Here is a 15,090-nt window from a genome sequence, read left to right as displayed (position 1 = left end):
ATAACGCCGATAAAGTTAAATATTGTCAGATTATCCCACCAAAAGAGAAATTCTATGCAGAAACTTCGAAATTACTCAATTCGCACTGTGGTCTTCGTATTGTTAAGTATTTTGTGTCTGATCTTGGGGGGAACGAATGTATATAGTGGTTGGTCACTATCACGCATTGCTGATGGAAACGATATTGATAGGCAATTAGTACAACAAATGACGGTAATCAGTCAGGGAAATGACCAATATTTCCGTTTTGTTACACGGTTAACCCGGGTAATGGAAAGTAAAAGTGAAGGAAAAACAGTGGACTATGGCCCCGTCAGAGAGGCAATGTCCAATATGGAAAAATATTTAGAGCAGATGAAATTGATTTCCCCAGGGCCAATGACTCCTGAAATTGCAGAGCAGGTAATTAGCAGTTGGCAAGCACTACTTGATGATGGGGTAAAGCCTCAATTAGCCCTTAGTATGGAAAGTGATACCAATAAATATTTGTCCCACGCCCATAATATCACTCCCGCATTGAGCCGAGCGTTTGGTTCTTCAATTCAAAAATTCAACCAGACAGCAGAAGAGTTGATTAGCCAAGCTCGAAATCATGTTGATAACGTGATGGATATTACGCGAATGGTTATGATCATCACTGCAATATTAGGGATCTTTATGCTCATTTTTACGGATCGCTATATGGCAGAAATGATGCAAAAACCACTAGGTTTACTGAGACAGCATTTTATTGATATCGCAAAAGGTGATTTAAGCCATCCTGTACAGTCATTCGGAAATAGCTGTGTAGGAAAATTATTTCCAATACTTGAAGGGATGAGAAAAGATTTAAGTGAATCGGTCAATACAATCCGACAAGGAAGTGACAATATTTATTTGGGGGCAAGTGAAATTTCAAACGGTAATAGCGACCTTTCATCTCGAACCGAAGAGCAGGCCGCTGCGTTAGAAGAGACGGCAGCGAGTATGGAGGAAATTACAGCAGCAGTTCAACTGAATATGGAAAACACACTTCAAGCTAATCAGCTAGTCGGTGAAGCGTTCGTGGTCGCGAATAAAGGGAATAGCATTGTTGATTCAGTTGTCGTTACTATGAGTGAAATATCCCAAAGTTCACAAAAAATCGCAGATATCATCAACATGATTAACGATATCAGTTTCCAAACTAATATCTTAGCGCTCAATGCTTCTATCGAAGCGGCTCGTGCAGGTGTGCATGGGCGCGGTTTCATGGTGGTCGCTGCAGAGGTGCGTAAGTTAGCGAGCCACAGTGCAGAAGCAGCGATGGAAATTGAACGGTTAATTGCAGACTCAGGAACTTGTGTACAAAAAGGAACTGGTTTAGTGAACGAGATGGGCAAAACGATGGAGCATATTTTACAAGGAATTAATGAGGTGACAGCAATTATGGAGCAAATCACCGTAGCTTCAGAAGAGCAGAGCAAAGGGATCGCCCAAGTTGGGGTCGCTATTACACAGATGGACGGTGTTACACAGCAAAATGCCTCTTTAGTTGAGCAAGTGGCTACAGCAGCCAACTCATTAGCACAGCAAACTCAAGACCTACAACAAGCGGTTCAGAAGTTTAATCTATCTGCGGCTTGATAATAAAAAGCCCTCACTGGATTACAGTGAGGGCTCACAAAAATACTGCATTAACCGACTAGGATTAGTTCATGCCGTATTTTTTCAGTTTCTTACGCAGAGTGCCGCGGTTGATACCCATCATCAGGGCTGCACGGGTCTGGTTTCCACGGGTATATTGCATAACCATGTCCAACAAAGGCTGTTCTACTTCAGCCAATACCAGCTCATATAAATCATTAACATCTTGATTATTTAATTGAGCAAAATAGTTCTTCAGTGCTTGCTTGACTGAGTCACGTAACGGTTTTTGAGTTACTTGATCTTGTGAATTTACAGTAGCAACGGTTAGTACGTCAGAATTTACGCGTTGTTCGAACATAGTTCTGTCAGCTCTTATCTTTATTTACGCAAAAATTTTCAAAAAATGCCTCCAACACCTCCAGCTGTTCGCTGGCATCCTCAATGGTGTTGAATGAGCGCCGAAACTGGTCATCAGGTGCATGTTCTTTCAAGTACCAAGAAACATGTTTGCGCGCAATACGGGCTCCTTTGCCTTGACCATAGAAGTCGTGCAATTCCTGTACATGCGCTAGCATAATACGTTGTACCTCTGCCATAGGCATCGGTGGCAATATTTCACCTGTGTCCAGATAATGCTGGATTTCCCGGAAGATCCAGGGTCTTCCCTGAGCCGCTCTGCCTACCATCAAGGCATCCGCCCCTGTGTAGTCTAAAACAGCTCTGGCTTTTAGCGGGTCAGTAATGTCGCCATTGGCAATAACCGGAATGGTAACAGTCTGCTTAACTGCCCGAATATTGTCATATTCAGCTTCCCCATTAAACAGACAGGCTCTAGTTCTGCCATGAATAGTGAGAGCTTGAATGCCGCAATCTTCGGCCAATTTGGCAATCTCTATGCAGTTTCGCTCTTCAGGTGACCAGCCTGTGCGGATCTTAAGGGTAACTGGCACATCCACTGCTTTGACGACACCTTCAAGAATCGATTTCACGATTTCTGGGTAGCGTAGCAGTGCCGAGCCTGCAAGCTTACGATTCACTTTTTTAGCTGGACAGCCCATGTTGATATCGATGATTTGAGCGCCACTCTCAACGTTGATTTGAGCCGCGGCAGCCATTTCATCGGGATCATTGCCAGCTATTTGCACTGAACGAACCCCAAGTTCATCGCGATGAACCATTCTGAGTCTAGATTTGTCGGTCTTCCAAACTTGAGGATTAGAAGAAAGCATCTCTGATACTGTCATCCCAGCACCCATGTCATAACAGAGTGACCTAAACGGTTTATCTGTAATGCCTGCCATGGGGGCAGCAATAAGACAGTTTCTCAACTGATATTGTCCGATTCGCATAACTAAATGGGGGCCATACTGTGACTGCAAGGGCGCGTATATTACGCATTTTTTACGAGATATGAAAGGACAAACTTTGAGCAAACGGTTATTTATCACTAATTTTTTTATCTTGCAGGTTTGCAATTATAAAATTAGTTATATTTAACAAATAGTTAAGTTGGTTCCATAACGATTTATTAAAATAACTGTTGTGCTGTTCAAATCTCGTGCAGAACAGATTATCGCCAGCTATTGAGCAATATTTGAGCTATAAGATAATCTATTCTGGCGTTGTTTTCAAAGAAATTATTCTCTGATTTTAATAAAAAAAATCACTAAAAATGCTTGACACCCGTAATCCGGCACCATTCTTCTTTTTCAGCGACAGGGTCAATGTCAAAAGTTGAACGGTATGCATCCGCAACACTTTCAGCTTGACTGGCGAGTACACCAGAAAGACCTAATAACCCACCCGGACGTGGTAGTACACTAATCATAGGGGCAAGTTCGCGTAATGGGCCAGCAAGGATGTTAGCAACCACGACATCGGCTTGTAAGTCATTAGGTTGGTCTTTCGGTAAGTATAGAGATAAACGCTCTGAAACACCGTTACGTTGCGCATTATCGCGGCTTGCGGTGATAGCTTGGGGGTCGATGTCGATCCCAATCGCATGAGCGGCACCTAATTTTAATGCAGCGATCGCTAAAATTCCGGATCCACAACCAAAGTCGATCACGGTTTTACCTTCGAGATCAAGGCCGTCTAACCATTGAAGACATAATGAGGTGGTTGGATGTGTTCCAGTACCAAAGGCGAGACCAGGATCTAACATCACATTAACCGCTGTTGGATCGGGTACATCACGCCAGCTTGGGCAGATCCATAAACGTTCTCCAAAGCGCATTGGATGAAAATTATCCATCCACTCTCTTTCCCAATCTTTGTCTTCTAATTGTTCGATTTTATGGATAAAACCCGTGCCCAGTAGAGGACTATTTTCTAGTTGAGCGACGACAAGTTTCATGTCGGTTTCTGCATCGTAGAGCCCGATAACATCGGTATCACCCCAAAGACGTGTTTCCCCTGGAAGTGGCTCAAACACGGGTGTGTCATGGCTATCTTGAAAAGTGACGGATACCGCCCCTGTTTCGATTAACTCATCGCCAAGGTTTTCAGCATCTTTTGCAGTTGAGTTTAGTCTTATTTGTATCCAAGGCATTGTTTTTTCTCTTCTAAAATGCTCGTCATTCTTCACGCCATAGCGTTGTTGGCTGCGCTCACTAACCCTAGTCACATACTGGTGTATGCTCCTAGGGATTAGCTCGTTTGCCGCCTATCTATGACGCGAATTATCTAGAGCATTGCATTTGTTCATTTACATTAGGTAACGCCAAATTCACCTATCAGTAGATAGGAATCAGTGAGTGCTAGTTACCTGTTCGTTTGCTGGTGATTGTACTGGATTTTTGCCAAAAAGATTACCGACAAAAAAGGCAATAAGACTAAAAATCAGTGATGGGACGATAGCGTGAAAGCCCATGATTTCAATTTTAAAACTTGCCAATATGGTATAGCTGACGCCACCGACGACCATACCACTGATTGCACCTGTTCCATTGGCTTTTTCCCAATAGAGCCCGAGGACTAATGGCCACAAGAAAACGGCTTCTAAACCACCAAAAGCCAGTAAGTTCAGCCAGATAATCATTTGAGGCGGGTTCCATGCTGCAACTAAAAGCAACGCACCTAAGACCAAAGTGGAAAGGCTAGAGATCCGCGCAAGACGCTTTTCATTTTTGATTTGCTTTGGCACAGTGTTCAGATAGATATCTTTTACGATGGTCGCTGAGGATTGCAGCAGTTGTGCGTTGATCGTCGACATAATCGCAGCCATTGGTGCCGCTAGGAAGATCCCCGCAGCGAAAGGTGGCAGAACTTGTACCATCAAGGTCGGGATCACTTGGTCTGGGATCGTGAGGTCAGGTAAAATTGCGCGACCGAGAGCGCCTGCAAAGTGCATACCAAACATCAGCACTGCCATGACGATAGTTCCCAAAATAATGCCGCGGTGAACCGCTTTACTGTCTTTATATGAAATACAACGTACTGCGGTGTGAGGTAAGCCTATCACCCCAAAACAGACCAAAACCCAAAATGACGCTAAAAATGGCCCGCTTAAAATGTCATCTGCACCTTCAGGCGATACCAATTTCGGGTCTATGCTATGCATTTTTTCTATTGCAGAGGGTAGACCACCGGCATGGTAAATAATCGCCACTAGTAGGATCACCGTGCCTAATAGCATCACTAGCCCTTGCAGTGCGTCATTTAATACGCTAGCTCTAAACCCACCAATTGCGGTGTAGAGTGCGATGGAAACCCCAAAAATTATTAACCCGTAAGTATATGGAATACCTGCTGCTGTTTCTAATAAGCGCGCACCACCAATAAATTGCACTGTCATGGCACCAAAAAAGGCAATGAGCAGGCTAACACTGGCAAACCACACTAAAAATCGGCTTTGGTAGCGTGCATACAGCATATCGTTGAGCGTAACGGCATTATAGCGACGCGCCAAAATAGCAAATTTTTTACCAAGTACGCCGAGGGAAAGCCAAATAGCAGGCAGTTGGATCATCGCCAATAGCACCCAACCTAGGCCATATTTATAGGCAGCTCCCGGCCCACCAATAAAAGAACTCGCACTAATATAGGTAGCGGTAATGGTCATCGCAAGGACAAAGCCGCCCATTGAACGATTACCTAAAAAGTATTCATTTAAAAACTCGCCTTTTGTTCGTTTTTTATATGCATAAATGGATAGCAAAAAGACGAGAGCTAGGTAGCCGACGAGAGGCAGGAGAACTTCAATCTGCATCATTCTCCTCCAGAGAGATGTCTTTAAAAATCAGTTTAACCATCATAATGCAGAGCAAAATAAAAATGATGGGTAAGATGAGACAAGACCATTCAAACCACAGTGGTAGCCCTGTAACTCCAAGTGTATTGTCCGGCAGGTAGGCACTAATAACCCAGCCGACTAGATAGGCGATAGTCAAATAAAATGACCAGCGTGCTTCTTTATTTGATTGAAGAAAACGTTTATCCACCCGTTATTCCCCTTCATTCCCATAAAAAAATAATCAGCAATTGTACGATAATCCGTGGGCTGAGTGTGAAAAATAGCAGAAGAAAAGTGCAATAAAGCGTATTTAGCATAAAAAAATACCGTAACGCAGCGCGTTACGGTATCGATTAACGATGAGTTAAACAGGTTATCGCTGACTTATTCAGCAATACCCAGTTTTTTCTCTAAATAGTGGATGTTAGTTCCGCCTTTTTGGAAATTTTCATCGCTCATAATCATTTGGTGCAGTTCAATATTGGTTTTAATACCATCGACGATAAGTTCGTTTAACGCATTTTTCATACGAGAAATAGCGATTTCACGAGTTTCACCATAAGTAATTAATTTACCAATCATTGAGTCATAATACGGAGGTACAGTGTAGCCTGCGTAAATATGAGATTCCCAACGTACGCCAAAACCACCAGGAGAGTGGAAACGGGTGATTTTTCCCGGACTTGGGATGAAGGTATTCGGGTCTTCTGCGTTGATACGGCATTCCACAGCATGGCCGTGAACCACAATATCTTCCTGCTTAACTGATAATGGTAACCCAGATGCAACACGCAGCTGCTCTTTAATCAAGTCTACACCAGTGATCATTTCAGTGACTGGGTGCTCAACTTGAATACGGGTATTCATTTCGATGAAGTAGAACTCACCGTTTTCAAATAAGAATTCGAAAGTACCTGCACCGCGATAACCGATTTCAATACACGCATTGGCACAGCGCTCACCGATATTGCGGCGAATTTCAGGTGTAATACCTGGAGCTGGTGCTTCTTCAACCACTTTTTGGTGGCGACGCTGCATTGAACAGTCACGCTCAGCCAAGTAAACCGCATGGCCTTGGCCATCAGCCATGACTTGAATTTCAATATGACGTGGGTTTTCAAGGAATTTTTCCATGTAAACCATATCATTATTAAAAGCGGATTTCGCTTCAGCACGTGTTAGGTTGATAGAAGATTCTAAATCTTTCTCATTACGTACCACACGCATACCACGACCACCACCACCACCAGATGCTTTGATGATGACAGGGTAGCCGATACGTTTCGCGATGGCTTTATTTTTTTCAGTGTCGTTCCCTAATGGGCCATCAGAACCCGGAACGCAAGGTACACCGGCTTTTTTCATCGCGTTAATGGCAGAAACTTTATCACCCATTAGGTGGATGGTTTCAGCTTTTGGACCGATAAAAACAAAACCTGAGTTTTCAACTTGTTCTGCGAAATCTGCATTTTCAGCCAAGAAACCATATCCTGGGTGAATTGCTTGCGCACCTGAAATTTCCGCTGCTGAGATAATCGCAGGGATATTTAAGTAACTTTTCGCTGATGCTGCTGGGCCGATACAAATTGTTTCATCAGCCAGTAACACGTGTTTTAGATCGCTATCTGCCGTAGAGTGAACCGCTACTGTTTTGATGCCAAGTTCTTTACAGGCACGCAAAATACGTAATGCGATTTCTCCACGGTTAGCAATAACAATTTTTTCCAGCATGGAAACGCCTCGTTATTCGATGACAACTAATGGCTCGTCAAATTCTACTGCATCACCGTTTTGCAACAGAATGGCTTTAACAACGCCTGCTTTATCTGCTTCGATTTGGTTCATCATTTTCATCGCTTCAACGATGCAAAGTGGATCACCAACGCTGACCGTTTGACCAACTTCGACAAATGGCTTCGCTTCTGGGCTTGGTGCGCGGTAGAAAGTACCGACCATTGGTGAGCGAACTTGGTGACCTGCAACTGCGGCTGGTGCAGCTGGCGCTACCATTGCTTCAGATGGTGCAACTGCATTAGCCAGAGCAGGTTGTTGTGCAACCGGTGCTGAGTAATACTGTTGAGGTGCAGCCATAACCTGAGCAGCAGGTGAAACGCGGCTGATACGTACTGACTCTTCCCCTTCAGAAATTTCCAGTTCAGAAATGCCAGACTCTTCGACCAGCTCGATCAGCTTTTTAATTTTACGAATATCCATGGATATGATTCCGTACTCTTATATTTGGATTGAATTAATTAGGCGCAGACGGTTAACCGCTGCCTGTAAAGCAAAACTATAACCATCAGCACCTAGACCACAAATTACACCGATAGCTTTATCGGAGAAATAAGAATGTTGGCGAAATGATTCCCTAGCATGCACATTAGACAGGTGGATCTCGATAAACGGGATACTCACCGCGAGTAATGCATCACGTAGTGCAACACTGGTATGTGTGAATGCAGCCGGATTGATGAGGATAAAATCAACATCATGACGTGCAGCATGAATTTTATCGATGAGTTCAAATTCTGCGTTTGACTGAAAATGACTCAGTTTTACTCCTAGCGGGTTTGCCTCTGCCTCGAGCTTGGATACGATATCAGCAAGAGTTTGGTTGCCGTATTTATCAGGTTCCCGTGTACCTAGCAGGTTCAGGTTTGGCCCATTCAAGAGTAAAATGTGAATATCTTCTGCCATTATGCTGCTAACTCCGACGATATTATCAATAGCCCGACAACATAACGCGATGCTAAGCGTTTGTCATCTTTTATCATAAAAATAAATGGATTTTCTACTGACAAAGTCCGTCATTATAATTATTTCGTGACATATAGCAGCAAAATACTGGTCTTATCAGAGAAATTACCCGAATTTATTTTTGAAAATGTGCGGTAATCCCTATTTAGGCGGGAGTACCGCAATAAATGCGTTACTCCGCTAGTAGGTTAACTAGCGTACGCCCAGTGACTTCATTTTTTAAGAGTTTTTTTGCATATTCGACAGAATCTTCTAATTTAATCTCATTGCTGACTTGCTCATAGAAAGCCGCGGGGAGAGTATCTGCAAGGCGCTGCCATACTTTAGTGCGATTTGCAGCAGGGTAGTAAACAGAATCCACACCTTGTAGGCGGACATTACGTAAAATGAATGGCATGACGCTAGTTGGTAAGTCGAAGCCACCGGCTAAACCGCAGGCAGCAACAGTACCATTATAGTGCGTTTGTGCAAGAAGATTGGCGAGTAATTCACCGCCTACAGTATCAATCGCCCCTGCCCATAGCTGTTTGTCTAATGGCTTAGCAGGGTGAGTGAAATCACTGCGAGGTAATACTCTCTTGGCACCTAAACTTTGCAGGTAACTGCTGTTTTCTTCTCGACCTGAAATCGCGACAACCTCATAACCCAGTAGAGACAGTAATTGCACGGCAGTACTACCAACACCACCGCTAGCGCCACTCACGATGACTTCGCCTTTATCTGGCGTCACACCCGCTTCTTCTAAAGCGTTTACGCAAAGCATAGCGGTAAAGCCAGCAGTGCCAATAACCATCGCTTGCTTTAAAGATAAATTCTCTGGAAGAGGCGTTAAATATTTAGCCGGAACCCTTGCTTGAGACGCTAAACCCCCCCAATGCGTTTCACCAACCCCCCATCCAGTCAGTAGCACATGTTGGCCAACTTGGAAGCGTGGGTCTTCACTGTGGTGGATCACGCCTGAAAAATCGATACCAGGTACCATCGGATATTGGCGAACAACTCCCGCCTTTCCACAAATGGCTAACCCATCTTTATAATTGAGTGTGGACCAATGAATATCGACTATAATATCACCGGCCGGGAGCATTTCTGTCGTTAGAGGTTGAATGCCAGAGATAATTTTATCTTCCGATTGTTGCAGGATGAGAGCTTTCATCTTTCACTCCTAATAAAATGATTAAATATGTACTTTAAAAGTGCCTAAAATTTGCGGGTAATTCATTGACGTAGTGACAGTGTTTAAGCTATTAATATTGTAATTAATTTGTAAAAAATAATTTTTTTCTGGCATAAATAGGCTTTTATCATGCAAAATATCGCATCTCGACGGATTCATTTTGCGTATTGACATAAATTTGCCGCTTTTTTGGTAGATAATAGAGCGAACACCCAGCGAATTCACCCAATTTGTATTGGAAATAGCCAGTGTGTAGCAATAATAAAAAGAACTAAATAATATTTGAACTTGTTGCCCCAATAACTTGTCACACTGGGAAGAAAAAGATGGAGTATATAACAACCAAAGAGTAGATGTTTTTCTGTATAATTTTATCCTGTAGGTAAAGAATACAATTAATATCTATTTTTGGGGTTTTTATCTGCTTCGTTTACATAAGAAGCATGTACAGTACGGTACGTGAAAAATAGATGAATTAACCATATTTATAGAAGCAGCTCATTAACGCCTTGAGGCAGCTTCAAGTGGTTGGTAGAGTAGACGGGTTTAAATTCGTCCCCAGCTTGCAGGATAACTCTTTCGTTATGTTTAAAAAATTTCGTGGCATGTTTTCTAATGACCTGTCTATTGACTTGGGTACGGCCAATACCCTTATTTATGTCAAAGGACAAGGCGTAAAATTAAATGAACCCTCTGTAGTTGCTATTCGTCAAGACCGCTCTGGATCGCCAAAAAGCGTTGCTGCAGTCGGTGGTGAAGCGAAGCAGATGCTGGGACGTACACCAGGCAATATTTCGGCAATCAGGCCAATGAAAGACGGTGTTATCGCTGACTTTTTCTTGACTGAAAAAATGTTACAGCACTTCATCAAACAAGTTCATAGTAACAGTTTTTTACGCCCTAGTCCGCGAGTCCTTGTTTGTGTGCCTGTTGGTGCAACACAAGTTGAGCGTAAAGCCATTCGTGAGTCCGCGCTAAGTGCGGGTGCGCGTGAAGTCTTCTTAATTGAAGAGCCGATGGCTGCAGCTATTGGTGCTGGGTTACCTGTATCAGAAGCTACAGGCTCAATGGTTGTTGATATTGGTGGTGGTACGACAGAAGTCGCTGTTATTTCTTTAAATGGCGTTGTTTACTCTTCTTCGGTACGTATTGGTGGTGACCGTTTCGATGAGTCTATCATTAACTATGTACGTCGTAATTACGGCTCGCTGATAGGTGAAGCGACAGCAGAACGCATCAAACATGGAATTGGTTCTGCTTTCCCAACCGATGAAGTTTACGAGATTGAAGTTCGCGGTCGTAACCTTGCTGAAGGTGTGCCTCGCGGATTTAAAATGAATTCCAATGAAATTTTAGAAGCATTGCAAGAACCCCTGACAGGAATTGTCAGTGCGGTAATGCTAGCACTTGAACAGTGTCCTCCTGAACTGGCCTCAGATATCTCAGAACGCGGTATGGTCTTAACGGGTGGTGGCGCGCTTCTTCGTAATTTAGATCGCTTATTGATGGAAGAAACGGGTATCCCGGTTATTGTTGCAGAAGATCCACTAACTTGTGTCGCGCGTGGCGGCGGTAAAGCGTTAGAAATGATTGATATGCACGGTGGCGACCTGTTTAGCGAAGACTAAATGGCCTTTTAGAAACGGTTGGGGAGGTTCTCCAACTGTTTTGACTATTTTTTGTTCCTCTGACATTAGCGAAACTTAGCCACACATGAAGCCAATTTTTAGGCGAGGTCCATCCCTACAGTTACGCATATTTTTTGCGGTAATCATTGCACTTGTACTGGTGGTGATTGACCATCGTTTTGAGCCTTTCAATAAAGTCCGTAACTACTTAGACACGGCGGTTAGCCCATTCTATTTTTTAGCGAATGGCCCACGCCAATTTCTAGATAATATTTCGGAAAGTTTCTCTTCAAGAGAACAACTGCAATTCGAAAACAAAGCCTTACGACAAGAGCTATTACTGAAAAAAGCGGACAACTTGCTTTTAGAGCAACTTAAGCAGGAAAATGCACGCTTAAGGGAGTTACTTGGCTCACCACTTCGCCAAGATGAACACATGATGGTAACGCAAGTTATTTCAGGCGCGAATACGCCATATCGTGACCAAGTGGTTATAGATAAAGGCAGTAATGAAGGCGTTTATGAAGGGCAGCCTGTTATTAGTGATAAAGGTGTTGTTGGCCAAGTGGTTGGGGTAAGTAATTTTAATAGCCGTGTCCTGCTAATTTGTGACACTACCCATGCATTGCCTGTGCAAGTATTACGTAATGATGTTCGTGTGATTGCAGCCGGTTCTGGATGTGCTGATGATATCCAATTAGAACCGTTACCTGAAAATACCGATATTCGTGTTGGTGACGTCCTTGTCACGTCAGGGCTAGGGGGGCGTTTCCCTGAAGGTTATCCAGTAGGGGTGGTCTCTGCCGTAAAACACGACACACAACGAGCGTATACCATCATTAGCGCGAAGCCGAGCGCCGAATTGCAGCGTTTACGTTACCTTCTGTTATTATGGGGAAATGATAACGACCCTAAAACGCCACTACAGCCTTCGGAAGTCTATCGGGCAGCAAATGAACGCTTAATGAAAGTATTGCCGCAAGTATTACCTAACCCGAATGAAATTCAGGGGCCTCCATTGCCACCCTCAATGGCTCCGACGTCACAACCATAAGTAGAGGAAACACAGTATGGTTATGGGCAAGAGAGTAAATTAGCATGGATGAGTATCGTGGAAATGGCCGCGCCATCATTTGGTTATCGTTTTTTATTGCCTTGATTTTGCAAGTCATGCCTTGGCCGGAGCAACTCAGCTTTTACCGGCCATCATGGCTTCTGTTGATTCTCACTTATTGGGTGATGGCGCTACCACACCGTGTGAGTGTTGGCACGAGCTTTATCTTAGGGATTATCGTTGATTCCATTCAGGGTTCAGCACTGGGGGTACATGCCCTCTCTTTTAGCATTATTTGCTATCTCGTCTCTTATAAGCACCAGTTGTTGCGTAATATGGCGCTGTGGCAGCAAGCGTTGGTGATTATGTTGCTGACTATCATTCAGGATCTTGCTGTTTTTTGGGCTGAATTTTTATCATCACAAGTATTATTCCATCCGCAAGTATTTTGGAATAGCTTAGTGAATGGTATTCTATGGCCATGGCTATTTTTGCTTTTACGTAAAACTCGTCGGCAATTTTCAGTATGTTAGCATGTTAGTTGTCACTCTGACTGGGAATACAGTTTATGTGTTTAATTTATCTTGCGTCTGGCTCACCCCGTAGACGTGAACTTGTTCAGCAACTTAATTATACTTTTGAAATCTTACGTCCAGAGGTAGAAGAGCTGTGGCAGGAAGGGGAGACGCCTCAAGACTATGTTCAACGTCTTGCACGAGATAAATCTTTAGCTGGTGTTGCGATAGCACCCGATAATCAACCTGTTTTGGGCGCTGATACTATTGTTGTTCTTGCAGGCAAAATTTTGGAAAAACCGCGCGATTGCCAGCATGCAGAAGAGATGCTAAGTGCGTTATCGGGAAAAACTCATCAAGTGATGACGGCGATTGCCTTATCCAACCGTCAACAGACGATACAGTCACTAATTGTGACAGATGTGACATTCCGCGAGTTATCTTTACTCGAAATACGGGATTATATACAGTCAGGAGAGCCAATGGATAAGGCTGGCGCTTATGGAATTCAAGGCATTGGTGGGCGTTTTATACGTAAAATCAATGGCAGCTACCATGGGGTTGTTGGTTTACCACTGGTTGAAACAGACGAGCTAATTCAGCGATTTTTAGCGTTAAGTGATGGTAAGGGGAAGTCATGACTGCGGAACTATTAGTGAACATTACACCATCTGAAACGCGCGTTGCTTATATTGATGGTGGGATATTACAAGAAATTCATGTTGAGCGAGAAGCAAAAAGAGGATTAGTAGGGAATATTTACAAAGGCCGCGTGAGCCGTGTCTTACCGGGGATGCAGGCGGCCTTTGTTGATATTGGTCTAGATAAAGCGGCCTTTTTGCATGCTTCGGATATTATGCCCCATACGGAATGCATTGCGGGTGACGAACAAAAAAACTTTCATGTCAGGGATATTGCTGAGCTCGTTAAGCAAGGACAAGATTTAATCGTTCAAGTCGTCAAGGACCCCCTTGGCACCAAAGGCGCTCGCCTTACTACAGATATAACTCTCCCTTCTCGCTATTTGGTCTTTATGCCAGGAGCTTCCCATGTAGGCGTTTCTCAACGCATTGAAAGTGAAGTTGAAAGAGAACGCCTAAAAGAGTGTGTTTCACAGTATTGTGATGAAAATGGTGGTTTTATCATCCGTACGGCAGCAGAAGGGGTCGGGGAAGAGGAAGTTAAACAGGATGCGGCCTTCTTAAAGCGCCTGTGGGCGAAAGTGATTGAACGAAAAAAACGTAATGTGACTCGCACAAAAATCTATGGTGAATTAGCGCTTGCTTACCGCATTATCCGTGATTTTGCAGGTGCTCATCTTGATCGTATTCGTGTTGACTCCCGTTTGACCTATACTCAATTGCAAGAGTTTATCGAAGAGTATGTACCAGAAATGACGGCTAAGCTCGAACTTTATCAAGGTAATCAGCCAATATTTGACTTGTTTGACGTTGAAAACGAAATTCAGCGAGCCATGGATCGAAAAGTGGAGCTAAAATCAGGTGGTTATTTGATTATCGACCAAACTGAAGCCATGACGACGATTGATATCAATACTGGGGCATTTGTTGGCCATCGTAATCTTGAAGAAACCATCTTCAATACTAATATCGAGGCGACTCAAGCGATAGCAAGGCAACTGCGTTTACGTAACTTAGGCGGTATTATTATTATTGACTTCATCGACATGGTTGACCCTGAACATCGTCGCCGTGTGCTAGCATCATTAGAACAGGCATTGAGCAAAGATAAAGTCAAAACCACCATTAATGGTTTTTCGCAACTGGGTTTAGTTGAAATGACGCGTAAGCGCACAAGAGAAAGCCTAGAACATGTGTTATGCGACGACTGCCCAACTTGCCAAGGGCGTGGAACCGTTAAGTCAGTAGAAACAGTTTGTTATGAAATTTTACGTGAAATAGTTCGCGTTCACCGGACTATCGATGCAGATAGGTTCTTAGTTTATGCATCCCAAGCGGTGGTTGATGTCCTTAAAGGGGATGAATCACATGCCCTTGCAGAAGTTGAAATCTTTGTTGGGAAGCAAGTTAAAGTTCAGACTGAACCTCTTTACAGTCAGGAACGTTTTGACGTCGTAATGATGTAATAAGGAGATT

General features: G+C 43.5%; 15 protein-coding genes. 6 read left to right on the top strand and 9 right to left on the bottom strand.

What is annotated here, in order from left to right:
• Positions 1–54: 54 nt before the first annotated feature.
• Positions 55–1,605 (top strand): methyl-accepting chemotaxis protein, encoded by a 1,551-nt coding sequence (locus PR725_RS01275; RefSeq protein ID WP_272567208.1) that lies wholly within the window; start codon positions 55–57, stop codon positions 1,603–1,605.
• A 64-nt stretch (positions 1,606–1,669) separates the two neighbouring features.
• On the opposite strand, the gene fis is transcribed toward PR725_RS01275, so the two are convergent.
• The 9 genes from fis to acuI form a co-directional block, all read right to left on the bottom strand.
• On the bottom strand, positions 1,670–1,966 hold the full coding sequence (fis, locus tag PR725_RS01270) for a DNA-binding transcriptional regulator Fis (RefSeq protein ID WP_004258438.1): 297 nt from the start codon (positions 1,964–1,966) through the stop codon (positions 1,670–1,672).
• Between the two features lie 7 nt (positions 1,967–1,973).
• Positions 1,974–2,957: a tRNA dihydrouridine synthase DusB gene (gene dusB / locus PR725_RS01265; RefSeq protein WP_004908195.1), complete on the bottom strand. Its 984-nt coding sequence runs from the start codon at positions 2,955–2,957 to the stop codon at positions 1,974–1,976.
• Positions 2,958–3,274: 317 nt separating this feature from the next.
• The gene (gene prmA / locus PR725_RS01260; protein WP_004908197.1) at positions 3,275–4,159 is read right to left on the bottom strand and encodes a 50S ribosomal protein L11 methyltransferase; all 885 of its coding nucleotides are present in this window, start codon (positions 4,157–4,159) and stop codon (positions 3,275–3,277) included.
• A gap of 198 nt (positions 4,160–4,357) precedes the next feature.
• Positions 4,358–5,818 carry a sodium/pantothenate symporter gene (gene panF / locus PR725_RS01255; protein ID WP_272567241.1) on the bottom strand — a complete coding sequence of 487 codons (1,461 nt, stop codon included), beginning with the start codon at positions 5,816–5,818 and terminating at the stop codon, positions 4,358–4,360.
• Positions 5,808–6,050 (bottom strand): DUF997 family protein, encoded by a 243-nt coding sequence (locus PR725_RS01250; protein ID WP_004908202.1) that lies wholly within the window; start codon positions 6,048–6,050, stop codon positions 5,808–5,810. The genes panF and PR725_RS01250 overlap by 11 nt, the downstream gene beginning before the upstream one ends.
• Before the next feature lie 176 nt (positions 6,051–6,226).
• On the bottom strand, positions 6,227–7,573 hold the full coding sequence (gene accC, locus PR725_RS01245) for an acetyl-CoA carboxylase biotin carboxylase subunit (RefSeq protein WP_272567205.1): 1,347 nt from the start codon (positions 7,571–7,573) through the stop codon (positions 6,227–6,229).
• A 12-nt stretch (positions 7,574–7,585) separates the two neighbouring features.
• Positions 7,586–8,056 (bottom strand): acetyl-CoA carboxylase biotin carboxyl carrier protein, encoded by a 471-nt coding sequence (gene accB, locus PR725_RS01240; RefSeq protein WP_004908206.1) that lies wholly within the window; start codon positions 8,054–8,056, stop codon positions 7,586–7,588.
• Positions 8,057–8,074: 18 nt separating this feature from the next.
• Positions 8,075–8,539 carry a type II 3-dehydroquinate dehydratase gene (gene aroQ / locus PR725_RS01235; RefSeq protein ID WP_004908209.1) on the bottom strand — a complete coding sequence of 155 codons (465 nt, stop codon included), beginning with the start codon at positions 8,537–8,539 and terminating at the stop codon, positions 8,075–8,077.
• Between the two features lie 232 nt (positions 8,540–8,771).
• Positions 8,772–9,755 (bottom strand): acrylyl-CoA reductase (NADPH), encoded by a 984-nt coding sequence (gene acuI, locus PR725_RS01230; protein WP_272567202.1) that lies wholly within the window; start codon positions 9,753–9,755, stop codon positions 8,772–8,774.
• A gap of 605 nt (positions 9,756–10,360) precedes the next feature.
• Here acuI and PR725_RS01225 point away from each other — a divergent pair.
• From PR725_RS01225 to rng, 5 genes are all read left to right on the top strand, one after another.
• The gene (locus PR725_RS01225) at positions 10,361–11,404 is read left to right on the top strand and encodes a rod shape-determining protein (protein WP_004908213.1); all 1,044 of its coding nucleotides are present in this window, start codon (positions 10,361–10,363) and stop codon (positions 11,402–11,404) included.
• 85 nt (positions 11,405–11,489) lie between these two features.
• Complete coding sequence (gene mreC, locus PR725_RS01220; RefSeq protein ID WP_109911672.1) at positions 11,490–12,458, top strand: rod shape-determining protein MreC; 969 nt, start codon at positions 11,490–11,492, stop codon at positions 12,456–12,458.
• A 44-nt stretch (positions 12,459–12,502) separates the two neighbouring features.
• Positions 12,503–12,991 carry a rod shape-determining protein MreD gene (gene mreD, locus PR725_RS01215; protein ID WP_004908217.1) on the top strand — a complete coding sequence of 163 codons (489 nt, stop codon included), beginning with the start codon at positions 12,503–12,505 and terminating at the stop codon, positions 12,989–12,991.
• A gap of 35 nt (positions 12,992–13,026) precedes the next feature.
• The gene (locus PR725_RS01210; protein WP_109911673.1) at positions 13,027–13,614 is read left to right on the top strand and encodes a Maf family protein; all 588 of its coding nucleotides are present in this window, start codon (positions 13,027–13,029) and stop codon (positions 13,612–13,614) included.
• Complete coding sequence (gene rng / locus PR725_RS01205; RefSeq protein WP_004908223.1) at positions 13,611–15,080, top strand: ribonuclease G; 1,470 nt, start codon at positions 13,611–13,613, stop codon at positions 15,078–15,080. Before PR725_RS01210 ends, rng begins: the two co-directional genes overlap by 4 nt.
• The last annotated feature ends 10 nt before the right edge of the window (positions 15,081–15,090 follow it).

Origin of the sequence: Providencia sp. PROV255, assembly GCF_028478065.1 — a bacterium.
GTDB lineage: Bacteria > Pseudomonadota > Gammaproteobacteria > Enterobacterales > Enterobacteriaceae > Providencia > Providencia rettgeri.
Note: the sequence above shows the minus strand (reverse complement) of the source record. Positions and strands in the feature narration are given on the sequence as shown.

Excerpts from the sequence above, each read along its gene's own strand:
- PR725_RS01275 (WP_272567208.1), top strand. The coding sequence starts at position 55 with ATGCAGAAACTTCGAAATTACTCAATTCGCACTGTGGTCTTCGTATTG.
- fis (WP_004258438.1), bottom strand. The coding sequence starts at position 1,966 with ATGTTCGAACAACGCGTAAATTCTGACGTACTAACCGTTGCTACTGTA.
- dusB (WP_004908195.1), bottom strand. The coding sequence starts at position 2,957 with ATGCGAATCGGACAATATCAGTTGAGAAACTGTCTTATTGCTGCCCCC.
- prmA (WP_004908197.1), bottom strand. The coding sequence starts at position 4,159 with ATGCCTTGGATACAAATAAGACTAAACTCAACTGCAAAAGATGCTGAA.
- panF (WP_272567241.1), bottom strand. The coding sequence starts at position 5,818 with ATGCAGATTGAAGTTCTCCTGCCTCTCGTCGGCTACCTAGCTCTCGTC.
- accC (WP_272567205.1), bottom strand. The coding sequence starts at position 7,573 with ATGCTGGAAAAAATTGTTATTGCTAACCGTGGAGAAATCGCATTACGT.
- accB (WP_004908206.1), bottom strand. The coding sequence starts at position 8,056 with ATGGATATTCGTAAAATTAAAAAGCTGATCGAGCTGGTCGAAGAGTCT.
- aroQ (WP_004908209.1), bottom strand. The coding sequence starts at position 8,539 with ATGGCAGAAGATATTCACATTTTACTCTTGAATGGGCCAAACCTGAAC.
- acuI (WP_272567202.1), bottom strand. The coding sequence starts at position 9,755 with ATGAAAGCTCTCATCCTGCAACAATCGGAAGATAAAATTATCTCTGGC.
- PR725_RS01225 (WP_004908213.1), top strand. The coding sequence starts at position 10,361 with ATGTTTAAAAAATTTCGTGGCATGTTTTCTAATGACCTGTCTATTGAC.
- mreC (WP_109911672.1), top strand. The coding sequence starts at position 11,490 with ATGAAGCCAATTTTTAGGCGAGGTCCATCCCTACAGTTACGCATATTT.
- mreD (WP_004908217.1), top strand. The coding sequence starts at position 12,503 with ATGGATGAGTATCGTGGAAATGGCCGCGCCATCATTTGGTTATCGTTT.
- PR725_RS01210 (WP_109911673.1), top strand. The coding sequence starts at position 13,027 with ATGTGTTTAATTTATCTTGCGTCTGGCTCACCCCGTAGACGTGAACTT.
- rng (WP_004908223.1), top strand. The coding sequence starts at position 13,611 with ATGACTGCGGAACTATTAGTGAACATTACACCATCTGAAACGCGCGTT.